This window comes from Paenibacillus sp. YSY-4.3, from assembly GCF_054767475.1.
Map to the genome: position 1 here is coordinate 25,669 of NZ_BAABMC010000004.1, position 14,039 is coordinate 39,707.

At 47.4% G+C, this 14,039-nt stretch carries 17 protein-coding genes and 1 tRNA gene; 16 read left to right on the plus strand and 2 right to left on the minus strand.

From position 1 onward, the window contains the following. Window positions 1-44 precede the first annotated feature (44 nt). The 4 genes from ACYUJT_RS14450 (at window position 45) to ACYUJT_RS14465 (ending at window position 3,466) form a co-directional block, all read left to right on the plus strand. Window positions 45-806: a ParA family protein gene (locus ACYUJT_RS14450; RefSeq protein WP_155613253.1), complete on the plus strand. Its 762-nt coding sequence runs from the start codon at window positions 45-47 to the stop codon at window positions 804-806. Then, complete coding sequence (locus ACYUJT_RS14455) at window positions 799-1,638, plus strand: ParB/RepB/Spo0J family partition protein (protein ID WP_460323378.1); 840 nt, start codon at window positions 799-801, stop codon at window positions 1,636-1,638. Before ACYUJT_RS14450 ends, ACYUJT_RS14455 begins: the two co-directional genes overlap by 8 nt. 125 nt (window positions 1,639-1,763) lie before the next feature. Further along, window positions 1,764-2,942 carry an aminotransferase class V-fold PLP-dependent enzyme gene (locus tag ACYUJT_RS14460; protein ID WP_460323380.1) on the plus strand — a complete coding sequence of 393 codons (1,179 nt, stop codon included), beginning with the start codon at window positions 1,764-1,766 and terminating at the stop codon, window positions 2,940-2,942. A gap of 23 nt (window positions 2,943-2,965) precedes the next feature. Then, a complete protein-coding gene (locus ACYUJT_RS14465; RefSeq protein ID WP_460323382.1) occupies window positions 2,966-3,466 on the plus strand; it encodes a DUF4446 family protein in 501 nt (166 codons plus the stop codon). Here the strand turns inward: ACYUJT_RS14465 and yyaC are convergent. Beyond that, window positions 3,438-4,046, minus strand: a complete 609-nt coding sequence (yyaC, locus tag ACYUJT_RS14470) for a spore protease YyaC (RefSeq protein ID WP_460323384.1) — start codon at window positions 4,044-4,046, stop codon at window positions 3,438-3,440. The genes ACYUJT_RS14465 and yyaC overlap by 29 nt on opposite strands. A 161-nt stretch (window positions 4,047-4,207) precedes the next feature. Here yyaC and ACYUJT_RS14475 point away from each other — a divergent pair, with 161 nt between their 5' ends. From ACYUJT_RS14475 to ACYUJT_RS14490, 4 genes are all read left to right on the plus strand, one after another. Further along, entirely contained in the window at window positions 4,208-4,441 is a 234-nt protein-coding gene (locus ACYUJT_RS14475; RefSeq protein WP_460324177.1) for a DUF3343 domain-containing protein, read from the plus strand. 10 nt (window positions 4,442-4,451) lie between these two features. After that, complete coding sequence (locus ACYUJT_RS14480) at window positions 4,452-5,351, plus strand: mechanosensitive ion channel family protein (protein WP_460323386.1); 900 nt, start codon at window positions 4,452-4,454, stop codon at window positions 5,349-5,351. A 99-nt stretch (window positions 5,352-5,450) separates the two neighbouring features. Beyond that, complete coding sequence (locus tag ACYUJT_RS14485) at window positions 5,451-5,684, plus strand: DUF951 domain-containing protein (protein ID WP_460323388.1); 234 nt, start codon at window positions 5,451-5,453, stop codon at window positions 5,682-5,684. 111 nt (window positions 5,685-5,795) lie between these two features. Then, window positions 5,796-5,886, plus strand: a tRNA-Ser gene (locus tag ACYUJT_RS14490). 545 nt (window positions 5,887-6,431) lie between these two features. Here ACYUJT_RS14490 and ACYUJT_RS14495 read toward each other — a convergent pair. Then, complete coding sequence (locus tag ACYUJT_RS14495) at window positions 6,432-6,629, minus strand: YjzC family protein (RefSeq protein WP_110930602.1); 198 nt, start codon at window positions 6,627-6,629, stop codon at window positions 6,432-6,434. Between the two features lie 199 nt (window positions 6,630-6,828). On the opposite strand from ACYUJT_RS14495, the gene rpsF reads away from it, so the two are divergent. From rpsF to ACYUJT_RS14535, 8 genes are all read left to right on the plus strand, one after another. After that, window positions 6,829-7,113 (plus strand): 30S ribosomal protein S6, encoded by a 285-nt coding sequence (gene rpsF, locus ACYUJT_RS14500; protein WP_155613261.1) that lies wholly within the window; start codon window positions 6,829-6,831, stop codon window positions 7,111-7,113. Between the two features lie 81 nt (window positions 7,114-7,194). Next, complete coding sequence (ssb, locus tag ACYUJT_RS14505) at window positions 7,195-7,686, plus strand: single-stranded DNA-binding protein (RefSeq protein WP_460323391.1); 492 nt, start codon at window positions 7,195-7,197, stop codon at window positions 7,684-7,686. A gap of 20 nt (window positions 7,687-7,706) precedes the next feature. Beyond that, window positions 7,707-7,976 carry a 30S ribosomal protein S18 gene (rpsR, locus tag ACYUJT_RS14510; protein WP_460323393.1) on the plus strand — a complete coding sequence of 90 codons (270 nt, stop codon included), beginning with the start codon at window positions 7,707-7,709 and terminating at the stop codon, window positions 7,974-7,976. 340 nt (window positions 7,977-8,316) lie between these two features. Then, window positions 8,317-9,312: an ABC transporter ATP-binding protein gene (locus ACYUJT_RS14515; RefSeq protein WP_460323395.1), complete on the plus strand. Its 996-nt coding sequence runs from the start codon at window positions 8,317-8,319 to the stop codon at window positions 9,310-9,312. A 14-nt stretch (window positions 9,313-9,326) separates the two neighbouring features. Further along, window positions 9,327-10,262: an ABC transporter ATP-binding protein gene (locus ACYUJT_RS14520; RefSeq protein ID WP_460323397.1), complete on the plus strand. Its 936-nt coding sequence runs from the start codon at window positions 9,327-9,329 to the stop codon at window positions 10,260-10,262. A 5-nt stretch (window positions 10,263-10,267) separates the two neighbouring features. Then, a complete protein-coding gene (gene opp4B, locus ACYUJT_RS14525; RefSeq protein WP_460323399.1) occupies window positions 10,268-11,230 on the plus strand; it encodes an oligopeptide ABC transporter permease in 963 nt (320 codons plus the stop codon). Between the two features lie 28 nt (window positions 11,231-11,258). Continuing rightward, window positions 11,259-12,167, plus strand: a complete 909-nt coding sequence (locus ACYUJT_RS14530; protein ID WP_460323401.1) for an ABC transporter permease — start codon at window positions 11,259-11,261, stop codon at window positions 12,165-12,167. 15 nt (window positions 12,168-12,182) lie between these two features. Further along, window positions 12,183-14,012 carry an oligopeptide ABC transporter substrate-binding protein gene (locus ACYUJT_RS14535; protein ID WP_460323403.1) on the plus strand — a complete coding sequence of 610 codons (1,830 nt, stop codon included), beginning with the start codon at window positions 12,183-12,185 and terminating at the stop codon, window positions 14,010-14,012. Window positions 14,013-14,039 lie beyond the last annotated feature (27 nt).

Genomic DNA, 14,039 nt, shown 5'->3' on the forward strand with positions numbered 1-14,039 from the left:
ATACACTACAAGAAGATTTTTAACGGATACTGAGGTGAAATAGATTGTCTAAAATCATTGCCATTGCTAACCAAAAGGGAGGAGTCGGTAAAACGACGACTTCCGTGAACCTCGGGGCAGGACTTGCTGCGATCGGTAAAAAAGTGCTGCTCATAGATATTGACCCACAGGGGAATACAACAAGCGGTGTCGGAATCAATAAAGCTGACGTTGCCAATTGTATTTATGATGTGCTTATTAATGAAGTCAATCCAAAGGAAGCCATCGTTTCGACGGAAGTCGAGGGGTTGGATATCATTCCTGCTACCATTCAGCTGGCAGGGGCGGAAATTGAACTTGTGCCTACGATCTCACGTGAGGTTCGGCTTAAGAAGTCGATTCAGCAAGTCAAGCATATGTACGATTATGTTCTTATTGATTGCCCGCCATCGCTTGGTATTTTGACCATCAACTCGCTTACGGCGGCTGATTCCGTATTGATTCCTATTCAATGCGAATATTATGCGCTTGAGGGTTTGAGTCAGCTTCTGAATACGGTTCGTCTAGTTCAGAAGCATTTAAATACGTCTCTACAAATTGAGGGTGTTCTGCTTACGATGTTTGATGCCCGTACCAATTTGGGGATTCAGGTAATTGAAGAGGTAAAAAAATATTTTCAGCAAAAAGTTTACAAAACAGTTATTCCACGCAATGTTCGCTTAAGTGAAGCACCATCGCACGGTCAATCGATTATAACGTACGATCCCCGATCCAAGGGAGCGGAAGTATATTTAGAGTTGGCAAAGGAAGTGGTCTCTTATGAGTAAACGATTGGGGAAAGGTTTGGATGCGCTGATACCATCGCTCTCCATTCAAGAGGATGATAAGGTGGTAGATATACCACTGAATCAGCTCCGTGCCAACCCGTATCAACCACGTAAGACTTTTGACGAGGATGCTATTCGTGAGTTGGCTGAGTCGATTCGCCAGCATGGCGTTATTCAGCCAATCATTGTACGCAGCGTGTTGAAGGGTTATGAAATCATTGCCGGTGAGCGGAGATTTCGGGCTTCCCAGTATTGTGGAAATGAAACCATTCCGGCTGTAGTACGATCTTTCTCCGATCAACAGGTTATGGAGATTGCCTTAATAGAGAACTTGCAGCGTGAAAATTTAAACGCGATGGAAGTAGCAGTAGCTTATCAAGGGTTGATGGATCAATTCCAGCTAACGCAAGAAGAGCTATCGATGAAGGTTGGGAAATCCCGTTCCCACATTGCAAACTTCCTAAGATTGCTGTCCCTGCCGGAGGAAGTGAAGGAATATGTTTCACGTGGAACATTATCTATGGGACATGCCCGGGCTCTGGTTGGTTTGAAAGATTCGGCAATGATTAAGGATCTTGCCAAGCAATGCATCGATAATGAGTGGAGCGTAAGAGAACTTGAGGATGCCGTGCAGCAGTTGGATCGCAAAAAGAAGGATAAACAGAAGCCGGTATCGCAAAAACGTGATCCTTACATCGAAGAGGTTGAGGGTAGCTTAAGAGAAAAATTTAAGACAACAGTAAAAATCAAAGCGAGTAAAGAAAAAGGTAAAATAGAAATCAATTATTATAATCAACAAGATCTGCAAAGATTGCTTGATTTACTCTCTTAATTCAGGGTTCATTGCGAATGACATATTCGTCTTGCCTGAGGGATGCTTAATCTCTGCAGCGGAGGGATATGTCATTTTTTGATCTATGGGAAATATTGAGTGAATAGATGAAGATCATACACAGCTTGTCTAAGGAGGCGAGTTCGCTGAAAAGGCAATCCGTCATTTATTTCGATCATGCGGCGACGTCTTGGCCTAAGCCGCCGTCAGTAGGGGAAGCCATGATGTCAATTTTGAATGGCCAAGCCGCCAGTGCCGGACGGGGAAATCACAACATGGCGCTTCAAGCAGGACGGATTATGTTTAATGCTAGACAAGCGCTGGCAACGTTGTTTCATGTTTCCAATCCGAATGATATCGTATTTACTTCCAATACGACCACGGCTTTGAATTTGGCGATTAAAGGCTGGCTGAAACCCGGGGATCATGTGATTGCAACGATGGTTGAGCACAATTCAGTTAGAAGGCCGTTGGAATTTTTGAAAAGAACCATCGGAATTCAAGTTGATTATGTAGCCGTAAATGAATTCGGACAGCTTGATTGGGATGCCGTCAAGAGCTCATTCCGACCGGAGACAACACTGGTTGTTTGTTCACATGGTTCAAACTTGCTGGGGAGCATTATGCCGCTGCGGGAACTCGGACGCCTCGCTCATGAGCATGGGGCTATTTTTCTAGTCGACGCGGCACAAACTGCGGGAACGTATCCGATTGATGTTGCCGAAATGGAAATTGATTTATTGGCCTTTCCTGGACACAAAGGCTTGCTTGGCCCCCAAGGAACGGGAGGGTTATATATTTCTCCCCAGGTAGAACTGGAGCCATTGTTGCATGGAGGTACAGGAAGCCAATCGGAGGAGCTCGAACAACCTACCGTGCGTCCTGATCGCTATGAGGCCGGAACGGCTAATACGGTCGGTATTGCAGGATTGGCTGCGGGCGTGCATGCTGTGCTTGAATATGGGGTAGAACAAATTTATGAACGGCAGTGGATGCTCATCCAGAGTATGATGAAGGAATTGGCAGAGATGCCAGGCATGTCTTTGATCGGGCCGAAGCTTGGAGAATCGCGTATGGGACTCGTATCCTTTAATCTGGAGGCCAGGGATGCCGCGGAAATTGCTTTTATGTTGGATAGAGAATATGGAATAGCTGTGCGCGCTGGTTATCATTGTACGCCCTTAGGACATATGACAGCAGGAACATCGGCTGGTGGGGCGGTTAGAGCCAGCGTTGGGTTTGATACGACGGAGGAAGAGGTTGAGTCATTCGTATTAGCCATGCGAGAAATTTCGGCTCAATGACATGAACATAGGGGAGAGGAAGCATGCAAGAATGGAATGGGCTCATTCTGGAGCAATTGGTTTGGGTCGTAATTGGATTAGTTATCGTCGTGGTTTGGCTGCTCATATGGAATTTGCTTCAAGGCAGCAAGCTTCGCAAGATCCGTCGGAAATATGAAACGATGATGCAAGGCACGGGCGTTGAAAATTTAGAGGGCTTGCTCGTCGATTTGAAGCTGCAGCAAGGCAAGCTGGAGGATGCGCAGGAGCAGCAACAGAAAGTACTCGGGCAGCTACAAACAATGGTTCCGAAACAAAAAGCAAAAATCGGCATAAAGCGTTACAACGCTTTTGCCGAGCGGGGAAATGACCTGAGCTTCTCCATAGCGTTCATCAATGATGAGAAGGATGGAGTGGTCATTACCGGTATTTATAATCGGGAAGGTTCTTATGTATATGCCAAACCGCTGACTAAAGGGGAATCTCCGCATGCTCTCTCTACGGAAGAGCTCGAGGTTATTGCTCTTGCCGCGCAAGGGGAATAAACCCTTTGTTCCATTCTTTAATGGCTGAATAAAGGCTGCTGGCGATGATTTCAGATAAACGCATGACCAGGCTGAGCCTTGTATTTTGCAATACAAAGTATTCCATGAAACCGCCGACGTTGACGATCCCTGTCAGATGGATATCGCCAACCGGCGGTAATTCTTTATTTACGCCTGCTCCGGGCCGAAGCGGCCCTTGAACGACTTGAATCGAGCCTACGCTAGTTGTTTGGCCAAGGCAAGCATCAATGCCAATGATATAAGGATCCATAAATGTGGTATTAATTTGGTGGAGAATGTCTTTCAGATTCACGGCATGGACCGGGTCCTCCAATGTACCATATAAGTGAAAGTATGGGCTGTTGTATTTGGCCAAGGCAGTACCCACAAGAGGGCCCAGGCAATCACCGGTGGAGCGGTCGGTGCCAATGCAAACCACAACGATTTCCTGACCGGGCTCGACCTGGGCAAGATGTAGCAGCAGTCGATGAATAATGGCGGAATGTATGCCCGGCTCGTTATGGGGTATTTTTAAATAGGGAATTTCTTGTCCTGAGAAAGAAGGGTTTAGCTGAGACATAGAAATCTTCCTTTCCGCTTGAAGTTATCATTACAGCTGCCGGCGAACGATATATCTGCTATAAGGAATAATAGATAGTATATGGAAAAAAGAGCATTTCTATACTCCGACTAAAGTATCGCTTATATTAGGGGGCTAAGGCTGTGGACACATGGTTAGTGATGGCGTTTGATTCAACGCAGCAAGCATTACGAGCTGAGATGCTGCTGGAATATGCAGAAATCGAAATTGACTTGTTTCCAACACCTAAGGAAATCACGGCTGGCTGCGCTCTATCGATTCGTTTTCCGGAGGAATCCCTGTCAGCCGTTAAGGAGATTGTAATTCAGGAGAACGTAGTTATACGGGGAATCTATTCCCAAGCGGAATCAGGTTATGATAACATCGAATTATAGGAGGGAGCAGATGACATATCTAACAATGGAGACGGATAATGGTATCGATTCTCCCAAAGATGCGCTCGAAGCTGCGATAACCTGGAAGGATAAGTTGTGGGCCTGGGTAACTAATATCGATATGTGGGAAATGGTCATGTTCTCCGCCCTGCGGATTATTCTCATTTTTATCCTTACGCGAATATTTATAAAAGTCATATATCGGATTATCGACCGCTCTCTTGAGAAGAGGGAGAAAAGCCGGTTAAAGGTCAATCCTCGGAGGTTCGTAACCGTAGGTGAGCTGCTTAAAAACATTACCTGGATTACGAGCAACTTCATTATGGTCATGCTCGTACTGGGTGAAATCGGCTTCCAGCTTGCGCCGCTGCTTGCCGGAGCCGGGGTGCTGGGGCTGGCCATCGGTTTTGGCGCCCAGAGCCTGGTGAAGGATGTGATCACAGGGTTCTTCGTCATATTGGAGGATCAGTTTGCCGTAGGCGATGTCATCCAAACCGGTACCCTCAAAGGTACGGTCGAGATGATCGGACTCCGCTCCACACGGCTTGTCAGCTGGACGGGGGAAGTGCATATCATTCCAAATGGCATGATCACCAATGTAACGAACTATTCGTTGAACAATGCGATGGTCGTGGTTGATTTTCCGTTCAGCACTTCAAAGCAGCTGGAAGAGAGTATCGACTTATTGAAAAAGGCGATGCTAAAAATGAAGGAGGATCACCCGTATCATCCGGAAGTGCCGCATGTGCTTGGCATCCAGTCACTGTCAGCCAGCGAATTTGTTATCCGCATTGCGATGGAATGCTTGCCTGCGGCAAGAGAAGAAGTGGAGCGAAAGATAAAGACCTATGTTAAGCAAGCGCTGGAAGAAGAGGAAACGGAAAGAGCAGCTTTGACAGAGGGCGAATAAAATTGCGCTAAGCCGTTACGCATAGAGCAGGGATTTAACCAGCCGCCAAATGGCTGTTGGAAATAAATTAATTATGGAAGAAGTAGGAGAGGAATACACATGGAGCGTAAATCGTTTGGGCTGGGCGATATTGTGTTGATGAAGAAAAATCATCCTTGCGGCAGCAATGAAATGGAGATCATCCGAATGGGTATGGATATTCGGATTAAATGCGTGGGCTGCAAACACAGTGTACTCGTTCCAAGAGCAAAATTTGAGAAAAATATGCGTAAGGTCATTCATTCGGCAGCGTCAGTTGGGGAAGAGGACGCGGATACGCAGAATCAGTCTTAATTTGTTGAATGACGAAAAGATCAATGCATTCGTTGATCACATAATACCGATCATAGGAACATAGGTTCCCTTGATCGGTTGGGTGTTTTATGATATACTCAATTGTACTGTGGAAAGGTACCCAAGAGGCCCAAGGGGGCTGACTCGAAATCAGCTAGGCGTGTCAAAGCGTGCGTGGGTTCGAATCCCACCCTTTCCGCCATTATAGTCCAATGACTATTATTAGTCGGGATGAGAACCCACGAGAGTGGGGGCGTCGGAGCTTAAGCTTCGATAGCATAATCGTCGCAGTCCCGGAATGCAATGGAGGGTATCCCACCCTTTCCGCCATTATAGTCCTCAGTAAGTTTCAATAATATAAATCCAAGAATCTCCTACTATGCAAGTAGGGGGTTTTTTTGTCTTTTAAGGCAAACCCAGCAAATCCAAAATAAACAAAGGAGAACCCTTACGGGTTCTCCATTTGCAGACGGGATGCGGATTGGAATTCTTCTCTCACGACTAAGAAACAGTTGATCTTCGCCTAGGCTTTAACGAAGTGATAAAGAGGGGTCTTTTTCAATTCGCGATCTTTTGTTTCTAATGGATAGTGAATAAGACTCCTGACAGCTGTGTTACTCGTGGATGCTCCAACGGAACCACACCTCTCTTTGCATCACCGTCTGAGTTTATTATGCGCAGGGATATTTGTTTTATGCACAGGATTCAAAATAAAAATTTCTGTAGCTGCGGCAAATGCGATTAAGGCTAGTGGACACGGGCTTTCTCGGCTTTTTTCCACTTGCGGTCCTTGTTGGTCGTCTCGGGAAATGTTTCGCCGCGTTTTAATTCGATCCGCTTGGGGTTCTTGATTTGCGTATGGAAGCTGCGGGCCTCGCCTACTTCTGTGTAGATGCCGGGATTGGGCGCTTTGTCCCCAGGCTCGAATTCGGTTTGTTCACCCATGGGTAAGGCCTCCTTTCGGGTTAAAATGGGGGATTTGCGATAAAAGGCATGAAGCAGGTTTATTGTATGGAGTTCGTTTGGGTTTCATACTTGCAGGGACTACGCGGGTTTGATATAATATTTTGGTGCGAGTTGAAGCTCGCTCCTTGCTCCCATGGGTAAGAAGATGGGGGCCATAGTCCAAGAGGAGGTGACATATATGCGCAAATATGAAGTGATGTACATTATTCGTCCTGAACTTGAACAAGAAGCTGTTCAAGCCGTAGTTGACAAATTCCAAGGCATCATCCAAAACGGCGGTGAAATTACAAAGCACGACCTAATGGGCAAACGCCGGCTTGCGTATGAGATTAACAAAATCCGTGACGGTATTTACGTCCTAGTGAACTTCACAGCGACTCCTGACGTCGTTGCTGAGCTCGAGCGGATTCTGAAGATTTCCGATGAGGTTATCCGTTATCTCATTACGAAAGACGTAGCCTAATATTAGGATGTTCAAGAAGTCTTCGGGACTTGCTTGAACCCTGAGTACTTTGTAAGCATTAGCCCGGAGGAGGGGATTGGATTGTTGAACCGTGTCATTCTGATCGGACGTCTAACTAGAGACCCCGAGCTGCGGTATACGCCAGCTGGCGTAGCGGTTACCCAGTTCACGATTGCCGTGGACAGACCGTTCACATCGCAGGGAGGAGAACGCGAAGCGGATTTTATTCCGGTCGTAACTTGGAGACAACTGGCTGAGACGTGCGCGAATTACTTGCGTAAGGGCCGCCTCACAGCTGTTGAAGGACGCATTCAGGTACGGAATTACGAGAATAACGAAGGCAAACGTGTATACGTAACCGAAGTCATTGCTGATAATGTCCGTTTCTTGGAGTCTAATCGTGAAGGTGGCAGTGGTGGCGGACAGCGCGAGGATAATCCATTCGGTGGAGGCAGCGCGGGCGGCAATAGCAATAGCAACCGCAGCAGCAACAGCAATTTCTCACGCAACCAAGATCCATTCTCTGACGATGGGAAACCGATCGATATATCGGATGACGATTTGCCATTTTAATATAGGAAGGACTGAATAGCATGAGCTTCAAGCAAAGAGAAGGCGGAGACGACAAAAGACCGGCACGCCGCGGCGGCCGTAACAAACGTCGTAAAGTATGTTTCTTCACTGTGAACAAAATTACTCACATTGACTATAAAGATACTGAACTGCTTAAGAAATTCATCAGCGAGCGTGGCAAAATCTTGCCTCGTCGTGTGACAGGAACAAGCGCGAAGTATCAACGTCTGTTGACGATTGCGGTTAAACGCTCCCGTCAAATCGCATTGCTTCCGTACACTACGGAGTAATCGTATAGACAAGCAACAGAAATCCTCTTTGAGTAGACAATGGGGAAAGGGCATCTCTAGCGGATGCCTTTCCACTTGTTGAACAAAGGGGATTTTTTTGTTGGGTAAAGAAACAGATCTAACTAATATTTTTCCAGGTATATCCTTAACTTGAAAAAAACACTTGGAATATACTTGGTAATAATATATATTAAATAAAAAGAATATATTTCTATTAAAGGTTATTTTTATTATAAATAGTCCTTTGAAGTTAAATTTTAAAACCAAGTAAGTAGGGCGGAGTTATTGAAATTAAGCAGCTTCTATGCATTTTACAAAACCTTGCGATAGGGTGATGAATGTGAATGAAGAACTCTTAAAAATCGAGAATCTGTCGACCTCATTCCGCATATCCGATGAATGGTATGCTGCTGTAGATGACCTTAGTCTAACAGTTAAGAAAAATGAAATATTGGCTATCGTCGGTGAATCCGGCTCGGGTAAAAGTGCGTTGGCATTCTCCATCATGGGACTGCATACGCGTGCCCAGATGGAAGGTGAGATTTACTACAATGGCCAGAACCTCGCAGCAATGTCTCCTGCTGAACTGAACAGGCTTCGTGGCAACGAAGTCAGTATGATCTTTCAGGATCCATTATCAGCACTCAACCCTCTGATGATTATTGGAGAACAAATTGAAGAAGTGCTGTTTCTTCATGAATCCAAACCATCTACGTCAGCTAAGAAATCCAGAAAAGAACAAGCCATCGAATTATTACATAAGGTTGGGATTCCCCGTCCGGAGTATGCCTACGGTCAATACCCCCATGAATTATCCGGCGGCATGCGGCAGCGAGTGGTGATTGCAATCGCCATTGCGAACCAGCCCAAGCTGTTGATTGCCGACGAGCCAACGACGGCTCTTGACGTTACGATTCAACTGCAAATTTTAGAGCTGATCCGGCGGCTTAAAGAGGATATGAATGCAGGAATTATTCTGATCACGCATGATTTGGGTGTCGTGGCGGAAATGGCGGATCGCGTAGCGGTCATGTATGCCGGACAGATTGTTGAAATCGCTTCAATTTATGCGTTGATGACGAATGCGAAGCATCCCTATACCCGTTCGCTAATGAGCTCCATACCTACCGTGAGTGACGAGCGGACGAAGCTGCACGTTATCCATGGCGTCGTGCCTTCTCTGAAGCATTTACCCCGTCAAGGCTGCCGCTTTAGATCACGGATTCCGTGGATCGATGAATCGAAGCATGAGGCTGATCCGCAGCTGCACGAAGTTGAAGCGGGCCACTATGTGCGCTGCACATGCTATAAGGATTTTCACTTTCTCGATCACTGAAGGGAGGAATACGTATGGCGCTTCTTGAGGTTAGGGATTTGAAGGTGTACTTTCCGGTTTACGGCGGGGTATTCAGAAGGGTCATCGATCGGGTGAGGGCGGTGGACGGCGTCAGCTTGAGCATAGAGCCTGGGCAGACCTACGGTCTGGTTGGAGAGTCTGGCTCGGGAAAGACGACGACAGGACGAGCGATCATCGGCTTGAATCCGGTCACCTCGGGGAGGATCTTATTCCAGGGGGAGGACATCGGCGACGGTATGCGCCGGAGCCGTTCAAAGTTCCGCAGAGATATTCAGATGATCTTTCAGGATCCGTATTCCTCATTGAATCCGAAGAAGCGGGTACTGGACATCGTAGCAGAGCCGCTGCGCAATTTCGAGCGATTGTCGGCTGGGGAAGAGAAGCGCCGTGTACAGGAGCTTTTGACCCAGGTAGGCTTAAGCGCAGAGACGATACATAAATATCCGCATGAATTTTCGGGAGGCCAGCGCCAACGGATCGGCATAGCCCGGGCGATTGCTTTGAAGCCCAAGCTGATTATCGCCGATGAACCCGTATCCTCGCTGGACGTCTCCGTTCAAGCACAGGTGTTGAACTTCATGCAGGATATTCAGAAGGAGCTTAATCTCACTTATTTATTCATCAGCCATGATCTTGGGATTATCCGACATATGTGTGATTATATCGGCATTATGTACAAGGGGCGGCATGTGGAACAAGGCACTACAAGGGATATTTTTGAGGATCCTCAGCATATTTATACGAAACGCCTCCTGGCGGCCATTCCGGATCTGGACCCGAGGCAGCGGGAGAAGCGTCAGCGGCTGCGTCAATCCATTCGCTTGGAATATGACGAGGCATATTCCCGATATTTCGATCATGATGGTCTAGCTTACGACTTAAAGCCGCTCTCTACCACTCACTTTGCCGCATTGCCCGAAAGGGGGTGAAGCCGATGTGGAAAACGATTCTACGCAGGCTGTTGATCATGATTCCACAAATCATCCTGCTGAGTATTCTCGTTTTTATTCTAGCGAAATCTTTGCCTGGTGATGCATTGACGGGAATGCTTGACCCTAGCGTCGATCCGTCAATGCTTGCGGAGCAGCGGGAGAAGATGGGACTGAACAATCCCTGGCATATTCAGTATTGGGACTGGATCAAGAGGGCGGTTCAGGGCGATTTTGGCCAATCCTTCCGGTTCAAGATGCCCGTTACGGATTTGATCGGACAGCGGATCTCGAACACGATATGGCTGTCTTTGGTTACGTTAGTGATCACCTATCTCATCGCTATTCCGCTTGGAATCATTAGCGGGCGTTACAACGATACCTGGGGTGACCGGATTATTACCGGCTATACGTATTTAGGGTTCGCTGCACCTCTGTTCATTTTTGCGCTGCTCATGCTGTGGATGTTTGGGTTTCATTTCCGGGCGTTCCCTACGGAAGGAAGCGTCACTCCCGGGCTCGTTCCAGGAACCTTTACCTACATGTCCAGTAAAATATACCACTTGCTGCTGCCCGCATTGTCTATGGCCCTGATTACTACCGTATCCACCGTACAGTATTTGCGCAGCGAGATTATCGATACGAAGCAGAAAGATTTCATTTTGCTGGCTAGGGCGAAGGGAGCGTCGGAATCTCGCGTGTATACGCATCATATTTTGCGAAACTCGCTTCTGCCGATCGCGGCATTCTTTGGCTATGAAATAACGGGGCTAATCGGCGGAACCGTGTTTATCGAATATATTTTTAGTTACCCAGGGATGGGGCAGCTTTTCCTCAACTCCATTTTAATCCGTGATTTTAGCGTTGTGACTGCCCTGGTTCTCCTTTATGGCATTGCTTCCATTTTAGGTTCATTAATTTCCGATATCATTTTGGGCATCGTGGATCCTCGCATTCGTATTAAATAATGCTTTGAACGTATGGGGGTGATGATGAATGAATAAAGCAAGCAAGCTAGTGGAGGAAGGAGTCTATGAATCGGCGGCCAGCCCCTCCAGCTGGCAAATTTTATGGCGGGAAATCAAGCGGGATAAGCTGGCTTTGGCGTCCCTGATTCTATTGGGATTAATCGTCGTGGCGGTCTATGGCGTATCTCTGATTCTAGATCAAAAGCAAATTGTAACGGTCGATTTATTTGCATTGTACCAGCCCCCATCCTCTAAGTTCTGGTTAGGCACAGACTACGGCGGGCGGGACGTATTCGGGCAATTGATTATCGGTACGCGAAACTCGCTGTCGATCGGGATTATCGTGACGGTGCTGACCGGATTGATCGGGATTCTGGTGGGACTTATATCCGGTTATTTCGGTGGAACGGCAGACAATATCTCGATGCGGGTCGTTGATTTTTTTATGATTCTGCCTACGCTGATGATCGTCATTGCCTTTGTGGCCGCAGTACCGAAATACAGCATCGTATCTTTCTCTTTGATCATGACCGCTTTTCTATGGATGGGGATAGCCCGTCTCATACGGTCGAAGGCACTGCAGGAAAGGGAACTTGAATATGTGAAAGCATCAAGGACGCTTGGTTCGTCCCATTTGAAAATTATGTTCACCCAGGTTCTGCCCAATTTGAGCTCCATTATCATCGTGACGATGACGTTGAACTTAGCGGCCAATATCGGCCTGGAGTCGGGTTTGTCCTTCCTGGGATTTGGTTTCCCGGAGAGTACCCCAAGTCTTGGAACTTTGGTCAGCTACGCCCGGAATCCGCAGACGCTGGAATACCGGTGGTGGATTTGGTTGCCGGCATCACTACTCATTCTTGTATTGATGCTTAGCATAAATAATGTCGGTCAAGCGCTAAAGCGCGCGACGGATGCAAGACAAAGAAGAGGATAAAAGGGAGGAAATATGATGAGAAAAAGGTTTAGCCCCAAAATGCTGCTGCCGCTATTGTTTGCATTCATGATTGTTCTCTCCGCTTGCACATCCGGCAAAGGGAATGATGCGACCCAGCCCAAGCCGACGAACACGCAGAACCAGACGGAGGGCGAGAAGAAGCAGACAGAGGATGGTTTGTATTCCATTGAGGATTTCAGCAATGTTAAGACGAATGAAGGGGAACCAATCAAAGGGGGGACGGTTACATACGGCCTTATCTCCGACACGCCGTTCGAAGGCATACTCAACTATAATTTCTCCTCGGGTATTCCTGACGCCAAGGTTTTGGAGTGGTTTGACGAATCGTTATTGACGTGGGATAAGAACTATGTGTTCACGAATGATGGGGCGGCGACTTATGAGGTATCGGAGGATGGCAGAACCTTTACCTTCACAATTCGCGACAATGTCAACTGGCATGACGGTAAGCCAGTAACCGCGGAGGATTGGGAGTTTGCCCATGAGGTCATCGCCCATAAGGATTATGATGGCCCGCGCTACGGTTCTGATTTCACGAATATTGAAGGGCTGGTCGAATACCGGGAAGGCAAGGCGGATAAAATTTCCGGCATTAAAGTGCTGGGCGATAAGAAGCTGCAAATCACCTATATCCAATCTACACCGTCTTTATTGACAGGCAGCATCTGGACGTATCCGCTTGCGAAGCATATTTTCGGGGATATGGAAGTCGCCAAGATGTCATCCTCCCCGGCAGTGCGCGATAAGCCGATAAGCTTTGGTCCTTTTAAGGTGGAGAGCATCGTCCCGGGAGAATCAGTGGTCTATGCTAAAAACCCGGACTATTGGCGCGGCGAGCCGAATCTGGATAAAGTTGTGCTCAAGGTTATCAATCCGACCACGATTGTACAGCAATTGAAGTCGGGCGGAGTTGATCTGGTGGATGCGTTCCCGATTGACCAGTTCCCTGATAATTCAGACATGTCCAATGTAGAATATTTAGGTATTGTCGATCGGGCATATACGTATATTGGCTTTAAACTGGGCAAATGGGATGAAACCAATAAGGTCGTCGCTCCGGATCCCAATGCCAAAATGGCCGATGTGAACCTGCGCAGAGCCATGTGGCATGCCGTGGATAATGACCAGGTGGGCAAACGTTTCTATCATGGCCTGCGCTGGAACGCAACGACGCTGATTCCTCCGTCGCATCCGGAGTTCCATGATGCCAGCAATCCAGGAATTACGTATGACGTGGAAAAGGCCAATCAAATTCTGGATGAAGCCGGTTATAAGAAAAACGGCGAATTCCGCACCAAACCGGACGGCAGCGAGCTGGTGATCAATTTCTTATCGATGACGGGCGGAGATATTGCGGAGCCGTTAGCCCGTTATTATGTGCAGTCCTGGAATGCGATCGGGCTGAACGTTAACCTGGAATTGGTCGAATTCAACACATTCTATGATCGCGTAGGAAACAACGGGAAGGATGATCCAAGCGTCGATGTGTATCAGGGTGCATGGAGCGTAGGCATTGACGTTGACCCAACGGGCCTGTATGGAAGGGATGCGCTGTACAACTTCCCGAGATACGCCAGCGAGGAGAATGATCGTTTGCTTACGGAAGGAGTTTCCGAGAAAGCTTTTGATGTAGCTACCCGCCAAGCCATCTATAAGGAATGGCAGCAGCTGATGATCAATGAAATTCCGGTGTTCCCGACGTTATACCGCTCCGAGATTGTACCCGTCAACAAGCGTATTCTTAATTATGCGATCGGCGATGGCACAGGAATCTATCTTAATGAGCTCGCTGTATCGCAAGATAAGCCATTTGTAGCTGAGTAGAAGTGTTTACGGCTAGAAGTTAAGGAA

What these genes read in the sequence shown, in the direction of transcription:
- ACYUJT_RS14455 (WP_460323378.1), top strand. Translation starts at nt 799, where the DNA reads ATGAGTAAACGATTGGGGAAAGGTTTGGATGCGCTGATACCATCGCTC.
- ACYUJT_RS14465 (WP_460323382.1), top strand. Translation starts at nt 2,966, where the DNA reads ATGCAAGAATGGAATGGGCTCATTCTGGAGCAATTGGTTTGGGTCGTA.
- yyaC (WP_460323384.1), bottom strand. Translation starts at nt 4,046, where the DNA reads ATGTCTCAGCTAAACCCTTCTTTCTCAGGACAAGAAATTCCCTATTTA.
- ACYUJT_RS14475 (WP_460324177.1), top strand. Translation starts at nt 4,208, where the DNA reads ATGGCGTTTGATTCAACGCAGCAAGCATTACGAGCTGAGATGCTGCTG.
- ACYUJT_RS14480 (WP_460323386.1), top strand. Translation starts at nt 4,452, where the DNA reads ATGACATATCTAACAATGGAGACGGATAATGGTATCGATTCTCCCAAA.
- ACYUJT_RS14485 (WP_460323388.1), top strand. Translation starts at nt 5,451, where the DNA reads ATGGAGCGTAAATCGTTTGGGCTGGGCGATATTGTGTTGATGAAGAAA.
- ACYUJT_RS14495 (WP_110930602.1), bottom strand. Translation starts at nt 6,629, where the DNA reads ATGGGTGAACAAACCGAATTCGAGCCTGGGGACAAAGCGCCCAATCCC.
- rpsF (WP_155613261.1), top strand. Translation starts at nt 6,829, where the DNA reads ATGCGCAAATATGAAGTGATGTACATTATTCGTCCTGAACTTGAACAA.
- rpsR (WP_460323393.1), top strand. Translation starts at nt 7,707, where the DNA reads ATGAGCTTCAAGCAAAGAGAAGGCGGAGACGACAAAAGACCGGCACGC.
- ACYUJT_RS14520 (WP_460323397.1), top strand. Translation starts at nt 9,327, where the DNA reads ATGGCGCTTCTTGAGGTTAGGGATTTGAAGGTGTACTTTCCGGTTTAC.
- opp4B (WP_460323399.1), top strand. Translation starts at nt 10,268, where the DNA reads ATGTGGAAAACGATTCTACGCAGGCTGTTGATCATGATTCCACAAATC.
- ACYUJT_RS14530 (WP_460323401.1), top strand. Translation starts at nt 11,259, where the DNA reads ATGAATAAAGCAAGCAAGCTAGTGGAGGAAGGAGTCTATGAATCGGCG.
- ACYUJT_RS14535 (WP_460323403.1), top strand. Translation starts at nt 12,183, where the DNA reads ATGAGAAAAAGGTTTAGCCCCAAAATGCTGCTGCCGCTATTGTTTGCA.